Below are 25,352 nucleotides of genomic sequence, written 5' to 3'. Positions count from 1 at the left end.
GCGCCCCGATTTTTTTGCGTTACGCTTAGGCGATGAAATCCTTCGAGCACGTCTACCGCCTGCACCGGCTGATGAAGCGCTCCCGCTATCCGGTGCCTTTCGAGCGCGTGATGGCGGAGCTGGAATGTTCGCGCGCCACCACCAAGCGCGTGCTCGCCTATCTGCGCGATGTGCTCGGTGCGCCGCTGGAAAGCTCGCGCGAGCCGCGCGGCTACCACTACAGCGATGCCGCGTATGAACTGCCCGGCTTCTGGTTCAGTGCCGAAGAACTGCAAAGCCTGCTCTCGCTGCAACAACTGCTCGCCAGTTTCCAGCCCGGCTTGCTCGATGAAGCGCTCGACCCGCTGCGCGAACGCTTGAACCAGATTCTCAAATCCCAGCATCTGCAAACCGGCCAGGCCTCACGCATCCGCCTGCTGCGCGCCGCCGCGCGTCCGCCCGGCGCGCACTTCGCCACACTGGCCGCCGCTGTGCTGCAAAGAAAGCGGGTGCGGATCGACTACCAGGCGCGCGGCAAGAGCGAACGCAGCGCGCGCGAAATCTCTCCGCAGCGCCTCGTGCACTATCGCGACAACTGGTATCTGGACGCCTGGTGCCATCGCGCCATGGGCCTGCGCACCTTCGCCGTGGACTGTGTGTGCGAAGCGCAGCTGCTGGACAGTGCCGCACAGGAGCTGCCGGACACTCAGCTCGACGAGGCACTGGGCGGCTCTTACGGCATCTTCAGTGGCGCCCCCAGCGCCACCGCCGTGCTGCGCTTCGCCGCCAGCCGCGCCCCCTGGGTGGCTGCCGAAACCTGGCATCCGCAACAACAAGGCGTGTGGCTGCCCGATGGCCGCTATGAACTTTCCGTGCCCTATCACCGCGACGAAGAACTGATCCTCGACATCCTGCGTTACGGTCCCGAAGTGGAAGTGCTGGGCCCGCTGGCCCTGCGCATGGCCGTCTCCAAACGCCTGACACAAGCCGCTGCGCAATATCGCTGAGCAGGGCCGCGCGCCAAGCTCAGGTTTTGAGCCAGCGCCCCAGCACAATGCCCCGGCACTCAACGCCAAGCCGGAGCCTTGCCATGATCGACACCCTGCCATTCGCCGTGCAGCTCACTGCCGACGGCAAATATCTCAACGTCCGCATCCCCGTCACGCACCTGCCCGAACAACTGCGCAAGCGCCCCTCGGCCATGAACGTGCGACTGCTGCCCGAGACTCAGGAGGTGAAGCGTCGACCGTGGCACAGTTACGTGCCGGATTTTCTTCTCGCGCTCGCCGCGCGATGAATCAAAAAACCCGCTATACGAAGCGGGTTTTTTGATTTGCTTTGAGATTGGTTACTGGATATACACCGGCCCCGACACCCGGCTGCCGCTGTCCACCACCACGGTGTAGCGTCCGGGGCTGAGCTGGTTCTGCACGAGCACGCGCGGGTTGTTGCCGTTTTCCCAGTTGGTGGCCACGGCCTTGCCGCTGGCATCGAGCACGCTGATGCGCTGGCTGGCTTGTGCGGCGCTCACGGGATTGGCGAACAGCACCACCAGAGCGTTGCTGCCTGCGGCCTGACCGACGAAGTTCACGGCATACGGCGAGTTGGTGTCACTCTTCCACCATTCACGCAGCACGGCGTGCGCCGGCGGACGTTCCGGCACCACAGGCTGGTTGTGAGCCACGCGCCGGGGCTTGGCGGCGGGTGCCGGTGTTTGTGCGGCGGCGCTGTCCTTGGCGGGCGGCGCGTTCAGCGCGGTCTCGTCCAGCGGCTGCGGATTTGCGGCCGATGCGCTGCTCGGGGCCACCGCTTCAGCTGCCGCTGCTGCCTCGCTGGTGCTGTCGGCTGCCGGTGCGGCGGCAGCGGAGGGCGTTGGCGTGGGCGCTGCTGCGGGTTCAGACGGTGTCGGCTGCGCGGCTTCACTGGCCGGCGTCTGAGGGATCGTCATCGCGGCCGCTGCGGGCTTGGCTGGCAGCGTGGCTGAAGAACTGGTCAGCGCGTAAGCGGCTGCGCCGAAAACGGTGAGTACGGCTCCGGCGATGCCCAGCTTGAGCTTCGAGCTGCCGGCGCCCATTTCGAGTTGGCTCATGGTCTCCTCCTGCATGGCATGTGTGAGTCTTCAGGTTCGGCGTCTCGGTTTTAACCGGCACTGAACCATGTGGGGCGGCAGACTGAGACTCGGCCCGCGATCGGGCAATGTCCTGGAGTGCAGGCGATTCGCATTGAACAGGCAGGCTGCCGGGCTTGCAGGATGCGACTGCCGCGTCAGGCTAGAAAGGCAGGCGCGGTCCGCCTGTGTGGCGGCGGCTGGCTCAGGCGCTATATTCGCCTGTGCGGTACTTCAAGCTGGCGGGATCTGTGGCAATCAGGAGGAGAGCAAGATGAAACGACGCGATTTCGTGCTGTGCGGCGCGGCAGCGGGGCTGTTGATTCCGGCGGCGGGAGCCGCAGGCGCATCGCGCCAGCAAAAATCGCAGGCGCCCGGCGCGGACGAGCAGCAGGTTCTGCTGGCGCGTGACAATGCCTGGGGCAGGGCCGAAAAAGAGGGCGACATTGCCGCGCTGGAGCAGTTGCTCGATGAGCACTTCATGCTCGTGGACTTTGACGGCAGCACGTACAGCAAGGCGCAGTACCTGGATTCCCTGCGCAAGACCAGGTTCGACTCGTATCTGATCAGCAAGCAGCTCGTGCGGCACTGGGGTGAAACCGGCATCGTGACCGGGGAGTGGCGTGCAAAATGGACTTTCGAAGACAAGGAAGATCAGGGCACGCTGAGGTTCACGGCGGTGTTTGCCAGGCGCCAGGGTGTCTGGCTGGCGGTGGCCGAGTCGGTGGTGAAGCTCGCCGGCTGAGATACCCGGGCGGTGGCATTGAGTGCGGGGACTGCAGGGTTTGGGCGCCCGCGCTTGCAAAGCGCCCGCCAGTCACGACAATGACGAACTCCTTCGAATCGTCAGGTCCACGCTGCCCATGAGCACACCCACGAAACCCATAGCCCTCACCCGTTTTCTGATCGAGGCGCAGCGCGCCGGTCACATCAATCCCGACCTGCGCCTGCTCATCGAGGTGGTGGCACGCGCCTGCAAGGCCATCTCGCATGCCGTGAGCAAGGGCGCGCTGGGCGGCGTGCTCGGCGAGGCCGGCACCGGCAACATCCAGGGCGAGGCGCAGAAGAAGCTCGACGTGCTGTCCAACGAAATCCTGCTGGAAGCCAATGAGTGGGGCGGCCATCTGGCCGGCTGCGCCTCGGAGGAAATGGACGACTTCAGCAAGATTCCCAACGCCTACCCGAAGGGCAATTACCTGCTGCTGTTCGATCCGCTGGACGGCTCCAGCAATATCGACGTGAACGTCAGCGTCGGCACCATCTTCTCGGTGCTCAAGTGCCCGGACGGCATCGACGAGCTCAAGACCGAGCACTTCCTGCAGCCGGGCACGCAGCAGGTGGCGGCCGGTTACACGGTGTACGGCCCGAGCACCATGCTGGTGCTCACCATCGGCCACGGCACCCACGAGTTCACCCTGGATCGCGAGCTGGGCTCCTTCCTGCTCACCAAGCGGGACTTGCGCATTCCGGCGGACACCAAGGAATTCGCCATCAACATGTCCAACCAGCGCCATTGGTTCCCGCCGATGCAGCGCTATGCCAGCGAGCTGCTGGCCGGCAAGACCGGTCCGCGCGGCAAGGACTTCAACATGCGCTGGGTGGCCTCGATGGTGGCCGACGTGCACCGCATCCTGACCCGCGGCGGCATCTTCATCTATCCGCGCGACCAGAAGGACCCGGACAAGCCGGGCAGGCTGCGTCTGATGTACGAAGCCAATCCCATGAGCTTCATCGTCGAACAGGCCGGCGGCGCCGCTACCAACGGCGCGCAGCGCATTCTGGAAATCCAGCCCGAAAAGCTGCACCAGCGCGTGGCGGTGTTCCTGGGTTCCAAGAACGAGGTGGAAGTGGCCACGCGCTACCACCTGGAAGCCCAGGGCTAAAAGATCGGCATCGGCTGCAGGAGCGGGCAAGCCCCGCTCCTGCAGCGCGCGGTGCTGCCTTTCAGGCTTTCTTCATCTTGCAGGTATTGATGCCCAGCGGCAGATAGGCCGGGCACCAGCCCAGCGCGCCCGTGGCCAGGGGCACGATGCCCACCCAGGCCCAGACCGGACCGCCGCCCACGGTGGCCCAGGCCAGCAGGCCCAGCCCCGCGACGATACGCAGCACGCGATCGATACCGCCGACATTAGGATTCATCTGCCTGCTCCTTCGCACACGAACTGTGCGAAGGACTCTAGGCCGCCGGCGCGGACTTAGTTTTGACGCGGGTCAAAGCCGGCAAAGTGCTTGGCCATGCTTTCGTAGACCGCGCGGTCGGCATCGCTGGCCGCCGGCGGCTGCACGATCTGCAGGTTCACGAACTGGTCGCCCGGCGTGGCGCCCGGCAGGCCACGGCCTTTCAGGCGCAGCTTCTGGCCGCCACGGCTGTTGGCCGGCAGATTGAGTTCCACCGTGCCGCCCAGTGTCGGCACCGGCAGCTTGCCGCCCAGCGCCGCTTCCCAGGGCGCGAGATTCACGGTGACGTGCACATCGCGGCCTTCGGCGCGGAACTGCTTGTGCGGCGCAAATTCCAGCTCCAGCAGCAGATCGCCGCCCTGCGAGCCCTGGCCGGCCAGGCGGATGGTCTGGCCTGAAGTCACGCCCTTGGGCACGCGCACGTTCAGCACGCGCTCGCCGATGCTGATCTGCCGCTGCGCGCCTTCGTAGGAATCTTCCAGATTGATGCTGAGCTTGGCGCGGGTGTCGCCGGGGGTGGCGTTTTCAAAGTTCTGGAAGCCGCCGCCCGCGCCGCCAAAGCCGCCTGCGGCGCCGCCGAACAGCTGCGAGAAGAAATCGGAAAAGCCGCCCGCGCCGCCCATGCCTGCGCCTGCGGCGCCGGCGCGCGTACGGCCACGGCTGAAACCACGGGTATCGAAGCCGCCGCCAAAGCCGCCCGCGCCACCGCCGAAGTCCCAGCCGGGTGGCGGATTGAACTGCTGGCCGGCCTTCCAGTTGGCGCCCAGCGCGTCATAGGCCTTGCGCTTTTCCGGGTCGCTCAGCACCTCGTTGGCCTCGTTGACTTCCTTGAAGCGCGCCTCGGCGCCGGCATCCTTGTTCTTGTCCGGATGGAACTCGCGCGCCAGCTTGCGGTAGGCGCGCTTGATCTCCTCGGGCGTGGCCGAGCGAGAGACACCGAGAATCTTGTAGTAGTCCTTGTATTCCATTGCAGCTCGATGGCGAATCAACAAACCGACAATCTAAACGAAAGCGGGGCGCTTGCGCGCCCCGCACTTACCGCATCGGTCGGCCGGGCGCCGCCGGCGATCAGCGTCTGCGCATCCCCGGATCAGTGGGTGACCGTGATCTTGCGCGGCTGCGCCTGCGCCCGCTTGGGAATCACGATCTGCAGCACGCCGTTCTTGCCGCTGGCCGAAACCGCATCGGCGTCGGCGGTGTCCGGCAGCACGAAGCGGCGCAGGAACTTGCCGTTGGCGCGTTCGCGGCGCTTGCGCTCGATGCCCGCCTGCTCCACGGTCTGCTCGCGCTGGCCGGCCAGCGTCAGCACGCCTTTCTCCAGGGTGACCTCGATGCTGGCCGGATCGATGCCGGGAACGTCGGCGTACAGCACGAACTTATCGGCGTATTCCTCGATGTCCACAGCAGGTGCCCAGTCGGCGGTGGCGGCGCTGGAAGCGTCCGCGCCGCTGCGCTCGAAATAGCGGCTGACTTCGTTCAGCAGATCGCGGTGCAGGCCCCAGGGCTGGTAATGGTTGACGCTCATGTTGCTCTCCAAAAGTGAAGTGTTGAACAGGGTTTCAAATCGGCTCGCAGCTGGCGATGACTCTCAGATAGGGGGCGCCGGAAAATTTTCAAGAGCCCCCGGGTGGACGGCGGCGCTTGCCGGATCGGGCGGCAAACCAGTTACCATCCGCAGCGCCGGTGCGGGTGCGCCGCGGCCGGCCTGCAAAACCGATTGGAGTCGACGATGAAACGCGCGTTGCTGCTGCTGCTGGTTCTGCCTTTGTCGGCCTGCTCGACCCTGGTCGGGCTGTTTGTGCCGGCGCGGGCGGTCACGGTGGTGGAGGCCGGCCGTAGCCAGTTCTGCCCCGCCAGTTCGGAGAAGCTGAGTGCGCAGTTTTTCATCACGGCGGAGGCGGTGCTCAATTACGAGGCGCAGGCCGGTGTGGATCTGCATCCGGGTGAGCCGCTGCCGCCCGCCTCCTATGTGCTGATCGGCATGGGGCAGCGCCCCAGCGGTGGCTACGGCCTGCTGGTGGACCCCAGCGCCTACGTCGACGGCGATGTCGCGCGCCTGCACGTCACCGCCATCACGCCGCGCCCGGACAGCGCACCGCCGCCGGAGCCCAGCAGTCCCTGCCTGCTGGTGCGTCTGCCGGCGGGCGAGTGGCGCGGCGCCGCGGTCTACGACGAAAACGGCTCGCGACGCGCCAAGACCTACCGCTACTGAAGCGGTGCGCCTGACGCGGCATCAAAAAACCACAAGGGGAAGACATGAATTCGGCACTGGCGTCGCTGCGCGGCGCGGTTTGCGGCTTGATTTTGGTGATCAACACGGTGTTCTGGGCCACGCCGCTGTACGTGCTGGTGCTGGTCAAGCTGCTCTTGCCCAAGGGCCCGGCGCGGGACCGCGTCTCGCGCGGCGTGGCCTGGTGCGCGCAGCGCTGGGGCCATGTCGATGTGCTGCTCGCGGATCTGCTGCTGCCGATCCACTGGGACATCCGCATCCACGCCGAGCTCAATCCCCGGGGGCAGTATCTGGTCTGCGCCAATCACCAGAGCTGGAATGACATCATGGTGCTGATCAAGGCCTTCGATGGCCGCGCACCGTTCTTCAAGTTCTTTCTCAAGCAGCAGCTGATCTGGGTGCCGGTGCTGGGCCTGGCCTGGTGGGGGCTGGATTACCCCTTCATGCTGCGCCATACCAAGGAGCAGGTGGCCAGGAATCCCGCGCTCAAGGGCCAGGACATCGCCCGCACCCGCCGCGCCTGCGAGGCGTTTCGCAATCAGCCGGCCATGATTCTGAATTTTCTCGAAGGCACGCGCTTCAAGACCGAGAAGCATGCGCGGCAAAAATCACCCTACCGGCATCTGCTCAAGCCCAAATCCGGCGGCTTCGCCTTCGCGCTCTCGACCCTGGGCCAGCAGCTCGACTGCCTGCTGGACGTGACCATCGTCTACCCGCAGGGCGCGCGCGAGTTCTGGGATTTCCTGTGCGGGCGCGTCAATTCCGTGATCGTGGAAGTCCGCCAGCTGCAGGTGCCGCACGATTTCTATCAGGGCAGCTACGAAACCGACCCGGAATTCCGTGCCCGCTTCCACAGCTGGATCGGCCGCCTGTGGAGCGAGAAGGATCAGCGCATCAGCGAGCTGCTGGCGGAGCATCAAGCTCGCGCGAAGGGGTGAAGCATCGCCGCCGCGTCCTGCGGTTCAGGCGCGTTCAGGCCGTGAAGCCTTCCAGCCTCGGCGCCTGCAGCAGATACATCGCCACCTCGGTGAACAGGTTCGGCGCGAGGCGATGGCGCCAGCCGCCGCGCAGCGAGCGGTCCAGCAGGCGGCGGTCGAGAATGCGCCAGCCACGCTGCGCGCACAGCGCTTCGAAGTCCGCGACCGTGCAGAAATGGATGTTCGGCGTGTCGTACCAGGCGCTGGGCAGCGAGGCGGTGATCGGCATGCGCCCGCGCGCCAGGGCCAGGCGCACCTGCCAGTGGCCGAAGTTGGGAAAGGTGACGATGCCGGTGCGGCCCACGCGCAGGATTTCGGCAATGGCTTCATCCGGACGCTGCAGGGCCTGCAGGGCCTGGGTCATCACCACATGGTCGAAGGAGCCGGCTTCGAAATCGCGCAGGCCCTCGTCGATGTCGGCCTGAATCACATTCACGCCCGACTCGATGCAGGCCTGCACCTCGTCGGAATCGATCTCCAGGCCGTAGCCGCGCACGCCGCGATTGGTGGCCAGATAGGCCAGCAGCTCGCCCTTGCCGCAGCCCAGATCGAGGATGCGCGAATCGGGCTTGATCCAGTCGCAGATCAGCGCGAGATCAGGGCGCAGCTTGTTCATGCCTCGCACTCCAGCGCCACGCGATGCAGATAGCCGCGCAGCAGATCGTGGTAGGCGGTGATCGGCATCAGGAAGTCATCATGGCCCAGCTGCGATTCGATCAGTGCGTAAGAGACCTCGCGGCCGGCATCCACCAGCGCCTTGACGATCTCGCGCGAGCGCGCCGGCGAGAAACGCCAGTCGCTGGAAAAGGCCACCACCAGAAAGCGCGCGCTGGCCTTGGCGAAGGCGTGGTCCAGGCGGTTGCTGAAATCACGCGCCGGATCGAAGTAGTCCAGGGCCTTGGTCATCAGCAGATAGGTGTTGGCATCAAAGCGGTCCACGAAGGACTGGCCCTGATAACGCAGATAACTCTCCACCTCGAATTCGACATCGAAGTTGAAGGAGGGGGTGGCGATCTTCAGCTCATTGCCGAACTTGGCGCGCATCGCCGCGTCGGAGAGATAGGTGATGTGGCCCAGCATGCGCGCCAGCATCAGGCCGCGCGAGGGCACCACGCCGTGGTCGTAAAAGCGCCCGCCGTGGAAATCCGGATCGGAGAGAATCGCCTGGCGCGCGATTTCGTTGAAGGCGATGTTCTGCGCCGACAGGCGCGGCGCCGACGCGATGACGATGGCGTGCGCGATGCGTTCGGGGAAGTCGATGGTCCACTGCATCACCTGCATGCCGCCCAGCGAACCGCCGACCACGGCGGCCCAGCGGGCGATGCCCAGCGCGTCGGCGAGCAGGGCCTGCGAACGCACCCAGTCGCGCACCGTCAGCAGCGGGAAGTCCGGGCCCCAGGGGCGGCCGGTGTCGGGATTGATCGTGCTGGGGCCGGTGGAGCCGCGGCAGCCGCCGAGATTGTTCAGCGACACCACGAAGAAGCGCTCGGTGTCGATGGGTTTGCCGGGGCCGATGCAGTTGTCCCACCAGCCGGGCTTGCGCGCGCCTTCGTGAAAGCCGGCGGCATGATGATCGCCGGACAGCGCATGGCAGATCAGGATCGCATTGCTGCGCGCGGCATTGAGCCGGCCGTAGGTTTCCACCATCAGCTCGTGATGCGCGAGCAGGCGGCCGCATTCCAGGGGCAGCGGCGCGTCGATGCCGATGCGCCGGGGTGCGACGACGCCGACCGATGTCGGATCCTGGACGGCCTGCACCATGGCGCGCTTTAGCGGAAGAAGCCGGGCAGCGGCAGCAGGCGGTTGATCACCTGCAGCACGAGCATCACCAGCAGCGGCGAGAAGTCGATGCCGGCGCTGCTGGGCAGCAGACGCCGCACCGGGCGCAGCAGCGGCTCGTTGAGGCTCCACAGGATGTTGCTGGCCGGATTGTTCACGCCGGGGCCGAACCAGGACAGAATCGCCTGCACGAACAGGGTGAAGGTGAACAGATTGACGGTCAGCGTCAGCAGCTTGAGGGCGCCGTACCACAGCGCCTCCAGCGGGCTCGGCGAGTAGCCGAGGAAGGCCGTGGTCACGTAGACGTAGACCACCGCCAGCACCGCGGCGCTGAGCAGGGCGGCGAGATTGATGTTGCCGGGGCTGGGCAGATAGGGACGCAGGAAGTCGGTTGGAAAGCGCGTGGCCTTCCAGATCGCCTGCGAGATGGGGTTGTAGAAGTCGGCGCGCGACCATTGCAGCAGGATGCGCAGCAGATACACCCACAGCGCCAGATCGAACAGCGTGGTCAGCAGAAACAGCAAGGCGTTGGCGGAATTGGCGCCCATTTAGCTTTCCTTGGAGAGAAGTGCGCCCAGCTCGCGGCTGCGCGCCTCGGCGGCGCGCAGGGCGTCGGCGAACAGCTTGCGCAGACCGGCCTGCTCCAGATGCTCCAACGCCGCCTGCGTGGTGCCGCCCTTGGAGGTGACCTGCGCGCGCAGCTGCTGCACATCGGTCTCGCCCGCGGCCATCAGCGCGCTGCCGACGAAGGTCTGCCGGGCCAGACGCGCGGCGACCTCCGGTGCCAGGCCCAGCTGCACGCCGGCTTCACGCAGGGCCTCGGTGAGCAGGAAGAAGTAGGCCGGACCGGAGCCGGACAGCGCGGTCACCGCATCGATCTGGGTTTCCTGTTCCAGCCACACGCAGTCACCGGCGGCGCGCAGGATGCGCTCGGCCAGGGCGCGGGCCGCGGCCGGTACGCTGGGCTCGGCATACAGGCCGCTGATGCCGGCGCCGAGCAGGGCTGGGGTGTTGGGCATGCTGCGCACCAGGTGCACGCCGCCGCCCAGGCTGCGGCGCAGCGAGGCCAGGGTCACCCCGGCGGCGATCGATACCACCACGCAGCCCGCGTCCAGCGCCAGATTCGCCAGGGCCTCGCGCATCTGCTGCGGCTTGACCGCCAGCACCACGGCGCGCGCGCCGGTCACCACCGCCGTGGCCTGCGTGCCCAGCTGCACGCCGGGGAATTCGTGCTGCAGCCAGGCGCTGCGCTCGGCCAGGGGCTCGGCGACGGCGATCTGCGCGGGGCTGTGGCCGGCTTTGAGCAGGCCGCCGATCAGGCTGGCCGCCATATTGCCGCCGCCAATGAAGGCGATGCGTTCGGACATCGGCAGGGGAGTTTCTTCGAAGGTGGTTTTGAACTGCGCGGTATCATAGGGCATACGCCCCTCTGAAACGATGCCGACGTGACCCAGCGCAACCCCTCGGGCGGCAGCGCGGAAACCCGCAAGCTGCTGCAGCAATACCGTGCCCGCATCGAAGCGGCGCGCGTCTACGACGTGGCCACGGTCTCGGCCCTGGAGATTGCGCCCAAGCTCAGCGCCCGGCTCGACAACCGCGTGCTGTTCAAGCGCGAGGATCAGCAGTCGGTGTACTCCTTCAAGCTGCGCGGCGCCTACAACAAGATCGCCCAGCTCACGCCCGAGCAGCGCGCGCGCGGCGTGGTCACCGCCTCGGCCGGCAACCACGCCCAGGGCGTGGCGCTGGCGGCGCAGAAGCTGGGCATCACCGCGCACATCTGTATGCCGCGCACCACGCCGGCGCTGAAGGTGGAGTCGGTGCGGGCCCTGGGCGGCAAGGCGATTCTGATCGGCGACGCCTACGACGACGCCCGCGAGCACGCCGAGCAGATGGTGATCGAGAAGGGCTGGACCATGGTCCACCCCTACGACGACCCGGACGTGATCGCCGGGCAGGGCACCATCGGCCGCGAGCTGATCGAGCAGAGCACGGTGCTGGGCTGCGGCCTGGATGCGGTGTTCGTGCCGGTGGGCGGCGGCGGCCTGCTGGCCGGCGTGGCGGCCTGGATCAAGGCGGTGAAACCGCAGATCAAGATCATCGCCGTGGAGCCGGACGACTCCTACTGCTTCGCTGCCGCCTACAAGGCCGGCCGGCGCGTGACCCTGCCGCAGGTGGGGCTGTTTGCCGACGGCGTGGCGGTGCGCCAGATCGGCGAGGAGACCTTCCGCGTCGCGCGGCATCTGGTGGACGACATCGTGCTGGTCAGCGTCGATGAAATCTGCGCCGCCACCCGCGACATCTTCTACGACCGTCGCGGCCTGCCCGAGCCGGCCGGTGCGCTGGCGGTGGCCGGCATGAAGCGCTGGGTGCACGAGCAGGGCGTGAAAGGGCAGTCGCTGGCGGCGATCATCTCCGGCGCCAACGTCAATTTCGACCGCCTGCGTCACATTGCCGAACGCGCCGAGCTGGGCGACGAGACCGAGGCCCTGCTGGCGGTGACGCTGCCGGAGAAGCCCGGCGCCTACAAGCAGTTCGTGCGGCAGATCGGCAAGCGCGTGATCACCGAGTTCAACTACCGCTATTCAGACGCCGCCGCCGCGCATGTGTTCGTGGGACTGAAGTTCGCGGGCGGCCACGAGGAGCGCGATACGCTGATCGCCAATCTGCGCGAGCACGGCTACGCGGTGGTGGACATGAGCGGCAACGAGATGGCCAAGGACCATGTGCGCTTCATGGTCGGCGGCCGCGTGCCGGGCCTGACGGACGAGCGCCTGTTCCGTTTTGAATTCCCCGAGCGGCCCGGTGCCTGCGGCGACTTCTTAAGTGCCATCGGCACGCGCTGGAACATCTCGCTGTTCCACTACCGCAACCACGGCGCCGCCTACGGCCGCGTGCTGGTGGGCCTGCAGGTGCCGAAGAAGGAATGGGCCGAGTGCCGGCGCTCCCTGGACGCGCTGGGCTACGAGTACGCCGAGGAAAGCGAGAACCCGGCGTATCAGCTGTTTCTGGGGACGGGCTGAGCGCATGCGCCGCTGCGGGTGGTGGCGCTTGCTGCTGGGCTGGCTGGCCTGCTGCAACGCGTTTGCGCAGGCCGGGCCGGGACCGCTGGCGGCGCAGCAGGCCTGCGATGCGGCCTTCAGCGCGGTGGATGGTCAGATGCGCGCCGACATCGAAGCGGGCGCTTATCCGGGCGCGGTTTATATGCTCAGCGTTGCCGGGCGCAGCGTGCACCACGCGGCGCTGGGCATGAGTCAGCTGTCGCCGCCGCTACCGCTGCAAGAGGACGCAATCTTTCGCCTCGCCTCGCTGAGCAAGCCGATCACCGCCGTGGCGATCATGATGCTGGTGGACGAGGGCAAGCTCACGCTGGACGATCCGCTGCCGCGCTATCTGCCCGAGTTCGCGCGGCTGCGGCTGGCGGACGGCACGCAGCCGGCGGCAGCGATCACGCTGCGCCAGCTGCTCACGCACACGTCTGGATTGTTGGCGGATGCGCGTGACTTGGCGGCGTTCGCCGAGGCCTGGCGGCAGCGCAGCACGCTGGCCGCGCAGATGCCGGTTTACGCGCAGTGGCCGCTGGCGAGTGCGCCGGGCACGCGCTTCGCCTACAGCGCCTTCATGGGCTTTGATGTGCTTGCGCGCGTGGTGGAAGTGGTCTCGGGGCAGAGCTATGAGCGCTTTTTGCAGACGCGCCTGTTTGCGCCCCTGCAGATGCGTGATACCGGCTTTCGCCTCTCACCGGCGCAGCAGGCGCGGCTGGTGCCGCTGTATCGCCGCAGCCGGCAGGGCCTGCTGCCGAGCTTCAGCGAGTTCAATTCCGAGACTTACTTCTCCGGTGCCGCCGGCCTGTACAGCACGGGAGCCGACTATCTGCGTTTTGCGCACATGCTGGCGGGACACGGCCAGCTCGGCAGCGTGCGGATTCTGAGTCGCGCCGCCGCCGATCAGCTGAACCAGCTGCAACTGCCGGCGAATTTTCCCGGGCTGCCGGAAGGTATGGCCTGGGGCCTGGGCATGCGCATTGTGTCGGCCGATCCTTATCTGCCGCCCGGCAGCTACGGCTGGAGCGGCGCCTACGGCGGGCATTTCTGGATCGACCCGCAACACGATCTGGTGGCGGTGCTCTTGCTCAACATCAGCAATGCGGGCGGCGCCGCCGCGCCCAGCGCGCAAGCCTTTGAAGCGCGCTCGATGCAGGTGCTGCCGTTCTGTGATCCGGTGCGGTTCAGCCCGCCAGCGAAAGAATGAAGTCCCAGTGCTCGGGTTTGACCGGCGTCACCGACAGCCGGCTGCCCGGCGCCAGCACCAGCAGGCCCTTGAGCTTGCCGCTTTCGTGCTCGCGCAGCTGGGCCAGCGTCACGGGGTTCTTCAGCTTGCGCTGGAATTGCACGTCCACCAGCAGCCAGCGCGGATTCTCCGGCGTGGACTTCGGGTCGTAGTGATCGGCCTTGGGGTCGAACTGCGTGGGATCGGGATAGGCGTTGCTCACCACTTTCATCAGCCCGACCACACCCGGCACCTCGCAGCTGGAGTGATAGAAGAAGGCCTGATCACCTTTCTTGAACTGGTCGCGGAACATGTTGCGCACCTGGTAGTTGCGCACGCCGTCCCATTTCTCGGTCTTGTTCGGGCGCGTGGCCAGATCATCGATCGAAAAACAATCGGGTTCGGATTTCATCAACCAGTAAGCCATCGCCATCCTCTTTCGCTGAGCACCGCATCCAGCCGCACGTCCCAGGGTTCGCGCGGCAGCGTGTCGAATTCCTGAATCGCGTAAGCGTAGCCGACCAGCAAGGGTCTGCGCAGCGGGCGCGGCGTCTGCAGATAGCGGTCGTAATAGCCGCCGCCGGCGCCCAGACGCGTGCCGTGCGCATCAAAGCCCAGCAGCGGCAGCAGCATCACATCCAGCTGATGGCGCAGCAGGCGCGCGCCGCGTCGTGCCGGCTCGCGGATGCCGTGGCGCTTGTGGCGCAGCCGCTCGCCCGGACGCCAGCGCACGAAGCACAGGCGCGCATCGGCAAGGGTGCAGGGCAGGGCGATGCGGATACCGGTGGCGTGCAGGGCGGCAAGCAGCGGCGCGGTGGAAAGCTCACTGCCGGTTTCCAGATAAGCGCTCACCATGCGCACGCCACGCGCGCGCAGCGCGCGCAGCGCCTGCTGCGCGGCGGCTTGCGCCGCGTGCTGGCGTGTTGCTGCGGAGAGTTGCAGCCGCCGCGTGCGCGCCTGGCGTCGCAGCGTCTGCTTGAGAAGAAAGATGTCTCCCGCCTGTGCCGTCATCGGTCATCGACCTTGAGACGGAGTCTCAAGTGGGCACCGCGCTCTGCCTTTGGGCTTCCCACTACGAGGTGGGCCTGCACGCCCGGCAGGGTTATGGTTCCCGGGTTTTTGCAAATAGGCTCAAGGGTACTAAGACCGCCACTCGAACACCGCAGGAGACACGGGGCAGAGAATACCACGAGGTGCTGCGCAAGCCCTACCGTCCGTCACTCTAAAGACAGCGTCGAGTCGATATCGAGCGCCAGCTGACGCAGGCGCGCGGCGGACTGCGGGTCGTCCTGTGCCACGCCTTCCACGCCTTTGAGTTCCAGCAGCTCGCGCGTGATGTTGAGCGCCGCCATCACCGCGATGCGCTCGGTGCCCAGGGCCTTGCCGCGCTTCTTGATGCTGGTCATGCGTTCGTTGAGATAGTCCGCGGACTTCACCAGCGCCTCGTGTTCATCGGGCGGGCAGGCCACCGCGTATTCTTTGCCCAGGATGCGCACGGTGACGCTCAAGGGCTCGCTGGGATTGTCGGCCTTGCTCATGATTCCTGCTCCGATTCGAGCGAGCGCACGCGCTCGACGATGCCTTCAATGCGGCGGCGCAGCTCGGCATTGAGCGCAAGCAGGCGGTCGCGTTCCTGCAGGGCCCGTTTCTGTTCCAGGCGGGCCTGGCGATAGGCGGCCATCAGGCGCTGCACGCGGTCTTCGAGCTGTTGCAGTTCGCTTTCGAACATAAGCCAAAGGCTCAACAAAAAACGGGCGGTGGCCCAGTATAGGCCACCGCCCGCGTGCCCGACAGAAGGGCTTGCCTTACTGGAGGATCAGGAACAGCGCGCCCTGGCCACGACGCAGCTGCAGCAGCAGCTGGCCCTTGGCGCTGGTGAGCTTGCTGAACTCTTCCAGCGTGGTCACCGGTTGACGGTTCACGGCGATGATGATGTCGCCCTGCCGCAGGCCCGCGCGCGCGGCGGCGCTGTTGGGCTTGACGGTCTTGACCACGATGCCGGCATCGACATCGGCGTCGCGCGTGCTGTCATCGACCACGCCGAAGGTGGCGCCCGCCAGACGCGGCGTCAGCTCCTGTCCGCCGCTGGTGGCGGTGGTGGCGCCGCTGTCCTTGCCGATGGTGACGCTGACATCCCTCTCCTTGCCGTCGCGATACAGGTGCAGCGCGACCTTGTCGCCCACGCGCAGCAGGCCGACGATGTTGCGCAGCTGCGCGAAGTCGGCGAGCTCGCGACCGTTGGCGGAGACGATCAGGTCGCCGGCCTTGAGGCCGGCCTTGTCCGCCGGCGAACCGGGCAGCACGCGCGCCACCAGCGCACCGCGGCTGGTCGGCAGGTTCAGGGCCTTGGCCAGCTCCGGCGTCACTTCCTGGCCGCCGACGAGGCCGATGCGGCCGCGCTCGATGGAGCCGTGCGCAATCAGCTGCGTCTGCACCGACTTGATCAGGTTCACCGGAATGGCGAAGCCGATGCCGATGTTGCCGCCCGAGCGCGAGTAGATCATCGAGGGCACGCCCACCAGCTCGCCGCGCAGGTTCACCAGCGCGCCGCCGGAGTTGCCGGGGTTGATCGAGGCGTCGGTCTGGATGAAGTCACCCAGGCCGTCGCTGACGCCGGTGCGGCCCAGGGCCGAGACGATGCCGCTGGTGACGGTCTGGCGCAGATTGAAGGGCGAGCCGATGGCCACCACGAAATCACCCACCTGCAGGCCGTCGGAGTTGCCCAGCGGCAGGGCGGTGAGCTTGTCGGCCTTGATCTGCAGCACGGCGATATCGGTCTGCGGATCGCGACCGATCAGCTTGGCTTCGAACTGGCGGTCATCATTGAGCTTGACCTTGATGTCCTTGGCGTTCTCCACCACGTGGGCATTGGTGACCACGTAGCCCTTGGCGGCGTCGATGATCACGCCGGAGCCCACGGACTGGAACTCGCGCTCCTGCGGTTCTTCCTGCTGCTCGGGGGCGCCGAAGAAGCGGCGGAACAGCGGGTCGTTCATGAACGGTGCGAGCTGGCTCTGCACCTCCACTTCACCGGTCACCGAGATGTTGACCACGGCCGGCAGCACCGGCTTGAGCATCGGCGCCAGCGAGGGCAGGCCGCCCTGCACCGGCAGACCGCTGGCGGCCTGCGGCGCCGGCACCGGGATGTCGGCATGGGCCGGCGGCGGTGCGGAGGACATCATGAAGGCGGCGCCGAGAATCGAGGCGGAAACCGCAAGCGGGGCAAAGATCTTGAGGGCTAGCGATTTGGACATCGGGTGGTTCTCATGTTCTGGCTGCAATCGGCAGCGGGGCTAAGACCGCGGGGCGGATCAAGAGTTTCCGGCGCCTGAGGCCTTCAGCGCAGGCGGATCGCCGGGTTCAGGCTGTAGCGGCCCAGGATGCTGGCGCGGGCCAGCACATGGCCGCTCACCGCGCGTTCGAAGTCGGCGCGGGCAAAACCCGGCGCCAGGCCGAGGCCGGCGGTGTCCAGGGCCAGCACTTCGAAGCGGTAGCGGTGCACGCGGGCATCGTTCCAGGGCGGGCAGGGGCCGTCATAGCCCAGGTACTGGCCGCCCATCTGCGCATCGCTGCCGAACCAGCCGGTGTAATCGTTGACTCCCTGCACGCTGCCGGCCGGGCCGGCCGGTTCGCGCTTGCCCTTGGCGGTGACGCCCGCGCTGCAGGCGCCCTCGGCGATCTGCTGCACCGAGGCCGGGATGTCCACCATCAGCCAGTGCACGAAGTCGGCGCGCGGCAGATCGGCTGGCACGATGCGGCCTTCCTGGTTCACGTCGTCACCGCGCGTGGGCACCTCGCTGTCGATGCAGCTCAGGGCAAAGCTGCGCGTGCCTTCCGGCACCTGCGTCCAGGCCAGATGCGGATTGCGGTTCTGCGAAAGACGCAGATGCGCGACCGGGGCCTGTACGGCGAAGGCGCAGCGGCCGGGAATCACGCCGCCGTCGACGAGGCTGCGGCTGTAGAGTTTCATGCGGGCTCCTTTTTATTGACTACTGCCAGCGCGGCAGGGTGGTCTGTTCCAGGCTGTGGCGCAAGCCCAGGCCCAGACGCACCATGCCCTGGGCCAGACGCTGCGCCAGATTCTGCCGGCGCCGGTAGCTGAGTTCATACAGATCGGCCTCGCGGCTGCGTGCCAGCAGATAGTCGTCGCTGGTTTTCAGCTCATCCACCAGACGCAGCGCCAGGGCCTGCGTGCCGTACCAGTGTTCGCCGGTGGCGATGCGCTGCATGTCCAGCTGGCCGCGATACTGATGCACGAAGGACTTGAACAGCTCATGCGTCTCTTCGATCTCGGTGCGGAATTTTTCGCGCGCGGCCTCGGTGTTCTCGCCGAACAGCGTCAGGGTGCGCTTGAAGTCGCCGGCGGTATGCAGCTCGTAGTCCACATCCATACGCTTGAGCAGGCGGTTGAAGTTGGGCAGCTGCGCAACCACGCCGATGGAGCCGAGAATCGCAAATGGCGCGGCGATGATGCGTTCGGCCACGCAGGCCATCATGTAACCGCCGCTGGCGGCGACCTTGTCCACCGCGCAGGTGAGCTTGATGCCGGCGTCGCGCAGGCGCACCAGTTGCGAGGCGGCCAGACCATAGCCGTGCACCATGCCGCCCTCGCTGTCCAGGCGCAGCAGCACCTCATCCTGCCCCGGCCGCGCCACTTGCAGCACGGCGCTGATCTCCTCGCGCAGATTGTCCACCGCCGAGGCGCGGATATCGCCGTGGAACTGCAGCGCAAACACGCGCGGCCGCGTCGTGGACGGCTGCTTGGCCCGCGCCTTGGCCTCGCGCTTGCGCTGCTTGAGCAGCGCCTTGTAGGACTCGTCGTCGAGAATTTCGTCGTGCAGCGCGTCGGCAAGCTGGCGGAAGCGATCGTTGAGATTGCGCACGCGCAATTGCTCGCCGCCGGGTTCGGCATCGCCGCTGCGCACGGCGCGCGCAATCAGCGCCACCAGCACGCCCAGCGCCAATACCAGCGTCAGTGTCTTGGCGAGAAACAGGCCGTAGTGGCTCAGCAGTTCGGTCATGGTGGGTGTTGTGAAGGCGAAGGGAAAGTTGGCGTGCGCTACGCTGCGCATGCTGCGCGGCGGGGCGCTGCGCAGGCGCGGAGCCCGGACGGCCTATGATACGCTGCGCGCTGGCTTTCGCTTTTTTGCCGCGGGACAAGATGCCATGAACCACAAAACCCGTGTCGCCGCCGCGCTGCTGCTCGGCGCGCTGGCCACCCCCGTGCTGGCTGCCGAGACGGATGCGCTGCCTTATCTCAGCGGCGGCTATGCCTATACCTTCGACGACAGCGCGCGGCACAGCGACGCCGGTCAGGGCCTGTTCCTGGGTGCAGGCGCGGCGTTGAACCCGTTCTGGGGTCTGGAACTGAGCCTGTTCGGTGACCGCTTCGCCAGCGGCGGCAACCATGGCAATCGCTGGCAGGATTACGGACTCAAGCTCGACACGCAGTTTTTCTATTCGCGCGATCCGGCCTTCTCGCCGTATGTGGGCATCGGCGTCGGCGCGATGTACAGCAAGCTCAGGAACGGCAACGATTCGAGCAGCGATCCCTTCATCGATTTCGGCGTCGGCTTCCTGCATTACTTCAGCGGCTTCGCCGATGGCCGCCTGGGCTTTCGCGCGGATGCGCGTTATCGCTGGGTGGATCTGGGCGACACCGGCAATGCCGGGCATCTGACCGAGCCGGTGCTGCGCGTCGGTCTGGTCTGGGCGCTGGGCGAGAAGAGCGAGCCAGTCAAGCCGGTGCTGGATGCCGATGGCGATGGCGTGCCCGATGAGCGCGACCGCTGCCCGGACACGCCCAAGGGTGTGAAGGTGGATGCCAATGGCTGCCCGCTGGATTCCGATGGCGACGGTGTGCCCGACAGTCTCGATCAGTGCCCCGGCACCGCGCCGGGCGTGGCGGTGGACGCGCGTGGCTGTCCGGCGCGCATGGGCTCGGGCCGTTTCAAGATCAGCGGCAGCGGTGCGGTGCTGCGCTTCGAGGACGTGCACTTCGCCTTCGATCACGACGAACTGTCGGACTACGCCAAGGCCATGCTCGACGATGCCGCGCAGGTGATCAACGACACCGCGCAGAAATATCCAGCGCTGAAGGTCGATATCTCCGGCCACACCGATGCGATCGGCAGCGAGGGCTACAACCAGGCGCTGTCCGAGCGCCGCGCGCAGAAGGTCAAGCAGTATCTGGTCAGGAAGGGCGTGGACGAGGGGCGCATCAGTCTCTATTCCTACGGCGAGTCCAAGCCTGAAGTCAGCAATGACACCGAGGACGGCCGCGCGCAGAACCGTCGCGCCGAGACGCGCACCCGCGAGGAGTGAGTCGGGCTCCTCTGCCTCGCGGCGCGAGAGGCAGTGATCTCGCGAGGCGAGCGTCAGGTTAACGCAGGCCGAAGCGACGCAGCAGGATCGCGTCGCGCAGCGCCTGCGGCAGACGCGCCAGCAGCGGCAGCAGGCGCGAGCCCGCGCCGATGCGGATGGTCGCCTGCGGATGCGGCGCCAGCACCGCCCGCAGCAGTTGCTGCGCAAACACCGTGGTGGGCGTGGCGTGTTCCTGCGAGGCGCCGGCACGCTTGGCGATGCCCTGCGCATAAGCCGCGTACAGACGCCAGGCATGGCCGCCGGTCTGCGTGTGGGCACTGGCGCCGAAACCGGATTCGATGGCGCCCGGCTGCACCAGCAGCACCTCGATGCCGAAGGGCTTGAGTTCCATGCGCAGCGCCTCGTTCATGGCATGCAGCGCGGCCTTGCTCGCGCAGTAGGGACCGGCGAAAGGCGTGGTGAGAATGCCGGAGACGCTGCCGATGTTGACGATGCGGCCACGACGGCGCGCGATCATCGCCGGCAGCGCCGCCTGGATCAGCGCCATCGGCGCGGTGAGATTGGTCTCCCACTGCTGGCGCAGTTCGTCCAGCGGCAGCTCCGCCACGGGTCCCATCACCGGAATGCCGGCATTGTTGATGAGGATGTCGATGGCTTGATGCTGGGTCTGGATCAGCGCCACGGCGGCGGCGATGTCCTCGCCGCGCGTGACATCGAGCTTGAGCGTGCGGATGCCGCGCGCGCAGAGTTCCGACAGCGTTTCGGGCTTGCGCGCCGAGGCATAGACCAGGCAGCCGTGTTCGTGAAAGGCCAGGGCCAGCGCGCGGCCGATGCCGCTGGAGCAACCGGTGATCAGTACCACCTGACGCTCGGTGCTCATGCCTCCAGGCTCCGCTGCAGCATCTGCACACGCGCATCGGCACTGGCCTGCGCGTCCGGCGTGATGCTGCCGGGCCAGCCCTGCAGATGGCGCTGCGCGAGTTGCGCGAGAAAATCCAGATGCGCGGGCGCATCGTTGAGTGCCGGCACATAGCGCAGCGCGCCGCCGCCGGCGGCGCGGAACTGCGCGTCGTAGCGGATCGCCACTTCTTCCAGCGTCTCCAGGCAGTCGGCGGCAAAGCCCGGACAGATCGCATCCAGCTGCCTGACGCCGCTGGCGCCCAGGCGCGTCACCGATTCATCGGTGTAGGGCGAAAGCCATTTGGCGCGGCCCACGCGCGACTGAAAGCTCAGCGTCCATTGCTGCGGTTCCAGCTGCAGGGCCTGCGCGAGCAGGCGCGCGGTCTTCTGGCAGTGGCAGTAATAGGGATCGCCCAGCTGCAGGCAGCGCAGCGGAATCGAGTGAAAGGACATCAGCAGGTGATCGCCACGCCCATGCTGGCGCCAATGCGCCTGCACGCTGGCCGCCAGCGCAGCGATGTAGGCGGGATCGTCGTGATAGCTGGCGATGCTGCGCAGCTCCGGCTGCCAGCGCAGGCTGGCCAGATGCGCAAACGCGGCGTCGAAACCGGTGGCGGTGGTGGTGGCCGAATACTGCGGATACAGCGGCAGCAGCAGGATGCGTCGCGCGCCCTGCGCCAGCAGCGCGCTGATGCCCTGCGCAATCGAAGGCTCGCCGTAGCGCATCGCCAGCGCCACGACCACGTCCGCGCCCAGGCGTTGCTGCAGGCCGGCCTGCTGACGGCGGCTGATGGCCATCAAGGGTGAGCCCTCGGCGCTCCAGATCGAGCGATAGGCATGCGCCAGCCGCCGCGGGCGCAGGGTCAGGATGATGCCGTAGAGAATCGGCAGCCAGAGCGCACGCGGCAGCTCCACCACGCGCGGGTCGCTCAGGAACTCCGCGAGGTAGCGGCGGATCGCCGCCGGTTCGGGCGCCGAAGGGGTGCCGAGATTGAGCAGCAGCACACCGCTGCGCTGCGTCTGCCGATGCGCCTCGGCCGGGGAGAGAGTCATGTTCGCGTCCAGTGGCTACAGGCGCGTGTTATACGCGTTTCAACCCGGCGTGGATGCCAGCACGCTGTGGCTGCGCGAATAGGCGAAGAAAATCACCAGACCAATCGCCATCCAGCCGGCGAAAGCGGCCCAGGTGAAGGCGGCGAGATTGAGCATCAGATAACCGCAGGACAGCACGCCCAGCACCGGAATCAGCGGTGCGGCCGGCGTGCGGAAGGGACGATGCAGCTCGGGATGCGTGCGGCGCATGACCAGCACGCCGGCGCAGACCACCACGAAGGCGCCCAGCGTGCCGATGTTGGCCAGCTCCGCGAGCCGGCCCAGCGGCACGAAGCCGGAGAAGGCCAGCATCAGCACGCCGGTGGCGGCGATGGAGCCGACCGGCGTGCCGGTCTTCGGATGCACGTAGGCGAAAAAGCCCGGCAGCAGGCCGTCATGGGCGATGGCGAAGATCACGCGCGTGAGGCCGAAGTACATCACCAGAATCACGGTGGTGAGGCCGGCGATGGCGCCCACCGAAATCGTGCCCGCGACCCAGGGCTGGCCGATGGCGAGCATGGCATGCGCCACCGGCGAGGGCACGTTGAGTTCGCGGTAATTGACGATGCCGGTGAGCAGGGCCGAGACCACGATGTACAGCGCGGTGCAGGCGAACAGCGAACCGAGAATGCCGATGGGCAGATCGCGCTGCGGATTGCGCGTCTCCTCCGCCGCCGTGGAGACCGCGTCGAAACCCAGATAGGCAAAGAAGATGGTGGCGGCACCGGTCATGATGCCCACCAGGCCGAAGTGCGTTTCACCGCCGCCGCCGAAGCCCAGGCCCAGCTTCAGGGCATCGAGCAGACGCATGTCCCAGGAGAAGGCGGCGCCGCCGCTGCCACCCACCCGTTCCAGCGGCGGAATGAAGGGCGACCAGTTGGCGGGGTTCAGATGAAACACCGCCACCGCGATGAACAGGGTGATGGCGCTGACTTTCACCGCGACCATGATCGCGTTGAACTGCGCCGAGAGCTTGGCGCCGGAGGCGAGCAGGATGCCGATCACCAGCACCACCAGAAACGCCGGCAGATTGATCAGGCCCGGTGCGGTCTTGTCGAAGGGGCCGTGTATGAGTTGCTCCGGGACATGAACGGACAGCGCCTGCAGGCTGTTGACCACGTAGCCGGACCAGCCGGTGGCCACCGCCGGAATCGAGACCATGTATTCGCAGACCAGCATCCAGCCGATGATCCAGGCCGGCAGCTCACCCAGGCTGGCATAGCCATATCCGTAGGCCGAGCCGCAGCCGCCGACGGCACTGGCCAACTCGGCGTAGGACAGCGCCGCGCAGCCGCAGGCGAAGCCCGCCACCACGAAGGACAGCACCACCGCCGGGCCGGCCTGGGTGGCGGCGGTGATGCCGGTGAGCACGAAGATGCCGGCACCGATCACCGCGCCCACGCCCAGCAGGGTGAGATCCCAGGCGCCCAGCACGCGCTTGAGGCCGCGATCCTTGCTGCGGTCGGATTCCAGCGGTTTGGTGCGCAGCAGGCTCATGTAGGGCTCCCCGGATGTCGATGCCCGATTATGCACAAAGCCGGATGCCGGCCTCGATAGCGGAACATTCCTCATGCGCAAGAAAAAAGCCCGGCGCGCGGCCGGGCTTTTGTGCTGCTGACAACGCTGCAGGTTTTCAGGCGCGCTCGACGATCGCGGTCACGCCCAGGCCGCCCGCCGCGCAGATCGAGATCAGGCCGCGGCCGCCGTTGTTCTGGTCGATGATCTTGGCCAGGGTGGCGAGGATGCGCCCGCCGGTGGCGGCGAAGGGATGACCCGCCGCGAGGCTGCCGCCCTTCACATTCATCTTGGCGCGGTCGATGCTGCCCAGCGGCGCGTCCAGGCCCAGACGCTCCTTGCAGAAGCGCGGATCTTCCCAGGCCTTGAGCGTGCACAGCACCTGCGCCGCGAAGGCTTCGTGAATCTCGTAGAAGTCGAAGTCCTGCAGGCTGATGCCGGCGCGCTGCAGCAGGCGCGGCACCGCATAGGCCGGCGCCATCAGCAGACCTTCCTTCTTGCTGAAGGCGAAGTCCACGGCCGCGCACTCGGCGTGCGTGATGTATGCCAGCGGCTTCAAGCCATGCGCCTTGGCCCAGTCTTCCGAAGCCAGCAGCACCGCCGAGGCACCGTCGGTGAGCGGCGTGGAGTTGGCGGCGGTGAGCGTGCCCTGACCGGACTTGCGGTCGAAGGCCGGGCCCAGCGTGGCCAGTTTCTCCAGGGAGATTTCCGGGCGCAGATTGTTGTCGCGCGTCAGGCCGGCGAAGGGCACGATCAGATCATCGAAGAAGCCGGCCTCGTAGGCGGCGGCGGCTTTCAGATGCGACTCATAAGCCAGCTGATCCTGCGCCTCGCGCGGGATCTTCCATTCCTTGGCCATCACCTCGCAGTGCTGGCCCATGCTCATCTTGGTGCGCGGCTCGCCATTGCTGGGAATGGCCGGCGCCAGCATCGCGGGGCGGAACTTGGCCAGCGCCTTGATGCGCTGACCGGCGGTCTTGGCGCGGTTCACTTCCAGCAGGATCTTGCGCAGCTTCTCGCCCACGGCGATCGGCGCATCGGAGGTGGTGTCCACGCCGCCGGCGATGCCGGATTCGATCTGACCCAGCGCAATCTTGTTGGCGATGTTGATGGCGCCCTGCAGGCCGGTGCCGCAGGCCATCTGCAGATCATAGGCCACCGTTTCCTGGGCCAGGCCCGAGGACATCACCGATTCGCGGCAGAGGTTGAAGTCGCGGGAATGCTTGAGCACCGCGCCGGCGGCCACTTCGCCGATACGCTCGCCGTGCAGCTGGTACTTGTCGACCAGGCCCTTGAGGGCTGCGGTCAGCATGTCCTGGTTGGACTTCGTCGCATAGGCCGTGTTGGAACGCGCGAAGGGAATGCGCGAGCCGCCGATGATGGCCACCTTGCGTCCGTAGGGTTTCATGAAGCTCTCCCGCCTGGTTCAGATAAAGGATGGCGCGCAGCTTAGGCGCGTGGCGGCGATTCGCCTATTGCTGCGCTGCCACATGGCTGCGTTGCGCGGATCAGCCGCCCCGAAAGCCCGGCGGTCCCGGGGTGGGTGAGATCGCAGCACAGCTGCGCATCCTGCTGCCGGCCGGATGGCTTTGCTGTTGGCGTTTGGTTTGTGTCCTGATCTATTGCCTTCTTCCACCGCCCTCCGGCGGCGGACTTACTTCTCTTTGCTTGTGCAAAGAGAAGTAAGCAAGAGAAAGCACACCCCGGCTCTGGCGCCCGCTGCGCGGGTGCCTTCGCTGTGCAACGTGCTCGGGGCCGTTGCGGACACGCCATCCCTGGCGTGGCCGCAACTGAGCCGCCCTTGGTGGGCGGCTCTCCCCTGCGCTCGCCGCACAGCTCAGCGCCAGAGACGGGGACCCCAAAGTCAAAAGCAACAGCGCAGCGACGCTCCGCGCGCGAAGCCGCTGTTGCCGTTGCTGTGGCTTTGCTTTTAAACCCCCTTTGCCTCGCACCGAGCAGCGTAGCGAGCGCAGCGGGAGAGCCGAACAGGAAGTTCGGCTCAGTT

The 25,352-nt window shown here is 66.9% G+C and carries 28 protein-coding genes and 1 other RNA gene; 9 read left to right on the top strand and 20 right to left on the bottom strand.

Annotated features, from left to right (window positions below):
- Window positions 1–32 precede the first annotated feature (32 nt).
- Together BMY12_RS17790 and BMY12_RS17785 are read left to right on the top strand one after the other, a co-directional pair.
- Complete coding sequence (locus tag BMY12_RS17790) at window positions 33–986, top strand: helix-turn-helix transcriptional regulator (protein ID WP_093289149.1); 954 nt, start codon at window positions 33–35, stop codon at window positions 984–986.
- Between the two features lie 83 nt (window positions 987–1,069).
- Entirely contained in the window at window positions 1,070–1,276 is a 207-nt protein-coding gene (locus BMY12_RS17785; RefSeq protein WP_093289148.1) for a hypothetical protein, read from the top strand.
- Window positions 1,277–1,327: 51 nt separating this feature from the next.
- On the opposite strand, the gene BMY12_RS17780 is transcribed toward BMY12_RS17785, so the two are convergent.
- Window positions 1,328–2,068, bottom strand: coding sequence for a hypothetical protein (locus BMY12_RS17780; protein ID WP_143069001.1), 741 nt, complete (start codon window positions 2,066–2,068; stop codon window positions 1,328–1,330).
- Window positions 2,069–2,201: 133 nt separating this feature from the next.
- On the opposite strand from BMY12_RS17780, the gene BMY12_RS17775 reads away from it, so the two are divergent.
- Both BMY12_RS17775 and BMY12_RS17770 read left to right on the top strand, forming a co-directional pair.
- Window positions 2,202–2,831, top strand: a complete 630-nt coding sequence (locus BMY12_RS17775) for a nuclear transport factor 2 family protein (RefSeq protein ID WP_177189058.1) — start codon at window positions 2,202–2,204, stop codon at window positions 2,829–2,831.
- Window positions 2,832–2,949: 118 nt separating this feature from the next.
- On the top strand, window positions 2,950–3,969 hold the full coding sequence (locus BMY12_RS17770; RefSeq protein WP_093289143.1) for a class 1 fructose-bisphosphatase: 1,020 nt from the start codon (window positions 2,950–2,952) through the stop codon (window positions 3,967–3,969).
- A 61-nt stretch (window positions 3,970–4,030) separates the two neighbouring features.
- On the opposite strand, the gene BMY12_RS17765 is transcribed toward BMY12_RS17770, so the two are convergent.
- The 3 genes from BMY12_RS17765 to BMY12_RS17755 all read right to left on the bottom strand — a co-directional run bounded on the left by BMY12_RS17765 (window position 4,031) and on the right by BMY12_RS17755 (window position 5,789).
- On the bottom strand, window positions 4,031–4,225 hold the full coding sequence (locus BMY12_RS17765) for a YgaP family membrane protein (RefSeq protein WP_093289142.1): 195 nt from the start codon (window positions 4,223–4,225) through the stop codon (window positions 4,031–4,033).
- A gap of 56 nt (window positions 4,226–4,281) precedes the next feature.
- Window positions 4,282–5,232 (bottom strand): DnaJ C-terminal domain-containing protein, encoded by a 951-nt coding sequence (locus tag BMY12_RS17760; RefSeq protein WP_093289140.1) that lies wholly within the window; start codon window positions 5,230–5,232, stop codon window positions 4,282–4,284.
- Window positions 5,233–5,354: 122 nt separating this feature from the next.
- Complete coding sequence (locus tag BMY12_RS17755; protein ID WP_093289243.1) at window positions 5,355–5,789, bottom strand: Hsp20/alpha crystallin family protein; 435 nt, start codon at window positions 5,787–5,789, stop codon at window positions 5,355–5,357.
- A 204-nt stretch (window positions 5,790–5,993) separates the two neighbouring features.
- On the opposite strand from BMY12_RS17755, the gene BMY12_RS17750 reads away from it, so the two are divergent.
- Window positions 5,994–6,476 (top strand): protease complex subunit PrcB family protein, encoded by a 483-nt coding sequence (locus tag BMY12_RS17750; RefSeq protein ID WP_093289139.1) that lies wholly within the window; start codon window positions 5,994–5,996, stop codon window positions 6,474–6,476.
- Window positions 6,477–6,520: 44 nt separating this feature from the next.
- A complete protein-coding gene (gene yihG / locus BMY12_RS17745) occupies window positions 6,521–7,432 on the top strand; it encodes a 1-acylglycerol-3-phosphate O-acyltransferase, YihG family (RefSeq protein WP_093289137.1) in 912 nt (303 codons plus the stop codon).
- A 34-nt stretch (window positions 7,433–7,466) separates the two neighbouring features.
- On the opposite strand, the gene metW is transcribed toward yihG, so the two are convergent.
- The 4 genes from metW to proC are packed head-to-tail and all read right to left on the bottom strand — an operon-like array spanning window position 7,467 to window position 10,671.
- Window positions 7,467–8,078, bottom strand: a complete 612-nt coding sequence (gene metW, locus BMY12_RS17740; protein WP_218140251.1) for a methionine biosynthesis protein MetW — start codon at window positions 8,076–8,078, stop codon at window positions 7,467–7,469.
- Between the two features lie 5 nt (window positions 8,079–8,083).
- Window positions 8,084–9,232 (bottom strand): homoserine O-succinyltransferase MetX, encoded by a 1,149-nt coding sequence (metX, locus tag BMY12_RS17735; RefSeq protein ID WP_093289134.1) that lies wholly within the window; start codon window positions 9,230–9,232, stop codon window positions 8,084–8,086.
- Between the two features lie 8 nt (window positions 9,233–9,240).
- Window positions 9,241–9,798: a YggT family protein gene (locus BMY12_RS17730; RefSeq protein WP_093289133.1), complete on the bottom strand. Its 558-nt coding sequence runs from the start codon at window positions 9,796–9,798 to the stop codon at window positions 9,241–9,243.
- Complete coding sequence (gene proC, locus BMY12_RS17725) at window positions 9,799–10,671, bottom strand: pyrroline-5-carboxylate reductase (RefSeq protein WP_245732606.1); 873 nt, start codon at window positions 10,669–10,671, stop codon at window positions 9,799–9,801.
- Between the two features lie 69 nt (window positions 10,672–10,740).
- On the opposite strand from proC, the gene ilvA reads away from it, so the two are divergent.
- Entirely contained in the window at window positions 10,741–12,270 is a 1,530-nt protein-coding gene (gene ilvA / locus BMY12_RS17720) for a threonine ammonia-lyase, biosynthetic (protein ID WP_093289240.1), read from the top strand.
- Window positions 12,271–12,274: 4 nt separating this feature from the next.
- Window positions 12,275–13,498: a serine hydrolase domain-containing protein gene (locus tag BMY12_RS17715; RefSeq protein WP_093289131.1), complete on the top strand. Its 1,224-nt coding sequence runs from the start codon at window positions 12,275–12,277 to the stop codon at window positions 13,496–13,498.
- Here the strand turns inward: BMY12_RS17715 and BMY12_RS17710 are convergent.
- The 8 genes from BMY12_RS17710 to sohB form a co-directional block, all read right to left on the bottom strand.
- Window positions 13,476–13,943 carry an EVE domain-containing protein gene (locus tag BMY12_RS17710; protein WP_093289130.1) on the bottom strand — a complete coding sequence of 156 codons (468 nt, stop codon included), beginning with the start codon at window positions 13,941–13,943 and terminating at the stop codon, window positions 13,476–13,478. The two genes, BMY12_RS17715 and BMY12_RS17710, sit on opposite strands and share 23 nt — an antisense overlap.
- A complete protein-coding gene (locus BMY12_RS17705) occupies window positions 13,928–14,458 on the bottom strand; it encodes a 5-formyltetrahydrofolate cyclo-ligase (RefSeq protein ID WP_245732613.1) in 531 nt (176 codons plus the stop codon). The genes BMY12_RS17710 and BMY12_RS17705 overlap by 16 nt, the downstream gene beginning before the upstream one ends.
- A gap of 46 nt (window positions 14,459–14,504) precedes the next feature.
- A non-coding RNA gene (gene ssrS / locus BMY12_RS17700) (6S RNA) lies at window positions 14,505–14,688 on the bottom strand.
- Between the two features lie 45 nt (window positions 14,689–14,733).
- Window positions 14,734–15,054 carry a cell division protein ZapA gene (locus tag BMY12_RS17695; protein ID WP_093289127.1) on the bottom strand — a complete coding sequence of 107 codons (321 nt, stop codon included), beginning with the start codon at window positions 15,052–15,054 and terminating at the stop codon, window positions 14,734–14,736.
- Window positions 15,051–15,245 carry a hypothetical protein gene (locus tag BMY12_RS17690; RefSeq protein WP_093289125.1) on the bottom strand — a complete coding sequence of 65 codons (195 nt, stop codon included), beginning with the start codon at window positions 15,243–15,245 and terminating at the stop codon, window positions 15,051–15,053. Before BMY12_RS17690 ends, BMY12_RS17695 begins: the two co-directional genes overlap by 4 nt.
- 76 nt (window positions 15,246–15,321) lie before the next feature.
- Complete coding sequence (locus tag BMY12_RS17685) at window positions 15,322–16,770, bottom strand: DegQ family serine endoprotease (RefSeq protein ID WP_093289124.1); 1,449 nt, start codon at window positions 16,768–16,770, stop codon at window positions 15,322–15,324.
- 83 nt (window positions 16,771–16,853) lie between these two features.
- A complete protein-coding gene (locus tag BMY12_RS17680) occupies window positions 16,854–17,486 on the bottom strand; it encodes a YbhB/YbcL family Raf kinase inhibitor-like protein (RefSeq protein WP_093289122.1) in 633 nt (210 codons plus the stop codon).
- Window positions 17,487–17,505: 19 nt separating this feature from the next.
- Complete coding sequence (gene sohB, locus BMY12_RS17675; protein ID WP_093289121.1) at window positions 17,506–18,537, bottom strand: protease SohB; 1,032 nt, start codon at window positions 18,535–18,537, stop codon at window positions 17,506–17,508.
- A 145-nt stretch (window positions 18,538–18,682) separates the two neighbouring features.
- Between sohB and BMY12_RS20835 the strand changes: the two genes are divergently transcribed.
- Window positions 18,683–19,840, top strand: coding sequence for an OmpA family protein (locus BMY12_RS20835; protein WP_177189057.1), 1,158 nt, complete (start codon window positions 18,683–18,685; stop codon window positions 19,838–19,840).
- Between the two features lie 58 nt (window positions 19,841–19,898).
- Here the strand turns inward: BMY12_RS20835 and BMY12_RS17665 are convergent, their stop codons facing one another.
- From BMY12_RS17665 to BMY12_RS17650, 4 genes are all read right to left on the bottom strand, one after another.
- Window positions 19,899–20,720 (bottom strand): SDR family NAD(P)-dependent oxidoreductase, encoded by an 822-nt coding sequence (locus BMY12_RS17665; RefSeq protein ID WP_093289118.1) that lies wholly within the window; start codon window positions 20,718–20,720, stop codon window positions 19,899–19,901.
- On the bottom strand, window positions 20,717–21,793 hold the full coding sequence (gene hemH, locus BMY12_RS17660) for a ferrochelatase (protein ID WP_093289116.1): 1,077 nt from the start codon (window positions 21,791–21,793) through the stop codon (window positions 20,717–20,719). The genes BMY12_RS17665 and hemH overlap by 4 nt, the downstream gene beginning before the upstream one ends.
- A 39-nt stretch (window positions 21,794–21,832) precedes the next feature.
- The gene (locus tag BMY12_RS17655; protein ID WP_093289115.1) at window positions 21,833–23,329 is read right to left on the bottom strand and encodes an APC family permease; all 1,497 of its coding nucleotides are present in this window, start codon (window positions 23,327–23,329) and stop codon (window positions 21,833–21,835) included.
- A gap of 136 nt (window positions 23,330–23,465) precedes the next feature.
- Window positions 23,466–24,755 (bottom strand): acetyl-CoA C-acetyltransferase, encoded by a 1,290-nt coding sequence (locus BMY12_RS17650; RefSeq protein ID WP_093289113.1) that lies wholly within the window; start codon window positions 24,753–24,755, stop codon window positions 23,466–23,468.
- Between the last annotated feature and the right edge of the window lie 597 nt (window positions 24,756–25,352).

It is taken from the genome of Solimonas aquatica, from assembly GCF_900111015.1.
In the GTDB taxonomy this organism is placed as follows: domain Bacteria; phylum Pseudomonadota; class Gammaproteobacteria; order Nevskiales; family Nevskiaceae; genus Solimonas; species Solimonas aquatica.
The sequence above is the reverse complement of the archived record's forward strand: the minus strand, read 5'-3'. Positions and strand labels throughout refer to the sequence as shown.

Excerpts from the sequence above, each read along its gene's own strand:
- BMY12_RS17790 (WP_093289149.1), top strand. The coding sequence starts at position 33 with ATGAAATCCTTCGAGCACGTCTACCGCCTGCACCGGCTGATGAAGCGC.
- BMY12_RS17785 (WP_093289148.1), top strand. The coding sequence starts at position 1,070 with ATGATCGACACCCTGCCATTCGCCGTGCAGCTCACTGCCGACGGCAAA.
- BMY12_RS17780 (WP_143069001.1), bottom strand. The coding sequence starts at position 2,068 with ATGAGCCAACTCGAAATGGGCGCCGGCAGCTCGAAGCTCAAGCTGGGC.
- BMY12_RS17770 (WP_093289143.1), top strand. The coding sequence starts at position 2,950 with ATGAGCACACCCACGAAACCCATAGCCCTCACCCGTTTTCTGATCGAG.
- BMY12_RS17765 (WP_093289142.1), bottom strand. The coding sequence starts at position 4,225 with ATGAATCCTAATGTCGGCGGTATCGATCGCGTGCTGCGTATCGTCGCG.
- BMY12_RS17760 (WP_093289140.1), bottom strand. The coding sequence starts at position 5,232 with ATGGAATACAAGGACTACTACAAGATTCTCGGTGTCTCTCGCTCGGCC.
- BMY12_RS17755 (WP_093289243.1), bottom strand. The coding sequence starts at position 5,789 with ATGAGCGTCAACCATTACCAGCCCTGGGGCCTGCACCGCGATCTGCTG.
- BMY12_RS17750 (WP_093289139.1), top strand. The coding sequence starts at position 5,994 with ATGAAACGCGCGTTGCTGCTGCTGCTGGTTCTGCCTTTGTCGGCCTGC.
- yihG (WP_093289137.1), top strand. The coding sequence starts at position 6,521 with ATGAATTCGGCACTGGCGTCGCTGCGCGGCGCGGTTTGCGGCTTGATT.
- metX (WP_093289134.1), bottom strand. The coding sequence starts at position 9,232 with ATGGTGCAGGCCGTCCAGGATCCGACATCGGTCGGCGTCGTCGCACCC.
- BMY12_RS17730 (WP_093289133.1), bottom strand. The coding sequence starts at position 9,798 with ATGGGCGCCAATTCCGCCAACGCCTTGCTGTTTCTGCTGACCACGCTG.
- proC (WP_245732606.1), bottom strand. The coding sequence starts at position 10,671 with ATGCCCTATGATACCGCGCAGTTCAAAACCACCTTCGAAGAAACTCCC.
- BMY12_RS17715 (WP_093289131.1), top strand. The coding sequence starts at position 12,275 with ATGCGCCGCTGCGGGTGGTGGCGCTTGCTGCTGGGCTGGCTGGCCTGC.
- BMY12_RS17710 (WP_093289130.1), bottom strand. The coding sequence starts at position 13,943 with ATGGCTTACTGGTTGATGAAATCCGAACCCGATTGTTTTTCGATCGAT.
- BMY12_RS17695 (WP_093289127.1), bottom strand. The coding sequence starts at position 15,054 with ATGAGCAAGGCCGACAATCCCAGCGAGCCCTTGAGCGTCACCGTGCGC.
- BMY12_RS17690 (WP_093289125.1), bottom strand. The coding sequence starts at position 15,245 with ATGTTCGAAAGCGAACTGCAACAGCTCGAAGACCGCGTGCAGCGCCTG.
- BMY12_RS17685 (WP_093289124.1), bottom strand. The coding sequence starts at position 16,770 with ATGTCCAAATCGCTAGCCCTCAAGATCTTTGCCCCGCTTGCGGTTTCC.
- BMY12_RS17680 (WP_093289122.1), bottom strand. The coding sequence starts at position 17,486 with ATGAAACTCTACAGCCGCAGCCTCGTCGACGGCGGCGTGATTCCCGGC.
- sohB (WP_093289121.1), bottom strand. The coding sequence starts at position 18,537 with ATGACCGAACTGCTGAGCCACTACGGCCTGTTTCTCGCCAAGACACTG.
- BMY12_RS20835 (WP_177189057.1), top strand. The coding sequence starts at position 18,683 with ATGAACCACAAAACCCGTGTCGCCGCCGCGCTGCTGCTCGGCGCGCTG.
- BMY12_RS17665 (WP_093289118.1), bottom strand. The coding sequence starts at position 20,720 with ATGAGCACCGAGCGTCAGGTGGTACTGATCACCGGTTGCTCCAGCGGC.
- hemH (WP_093289116.1), bottom strand. The coding sequence starts at position 21,793 with ATGACTCTCTCCCCGGCCGAGGCGCATCGGCAGACGCAGCGCAGCGGT.
- BMY12_RS17655 (WP_093289115.1), bottom strand. The coding sequence starts at position 23,329 with ATGAGCCTGCTGCGCACCAAACCGCTGGAATCCGACCGCAGCAAGGAT.
- BMY12_RS17650 (WP_093289113.1), bottom strand. The coding sequence starts at position 24,755 with ATGAAACCCTACGGACGCAAGGTGGCCATCATCGGCGGCTCGCGCATT.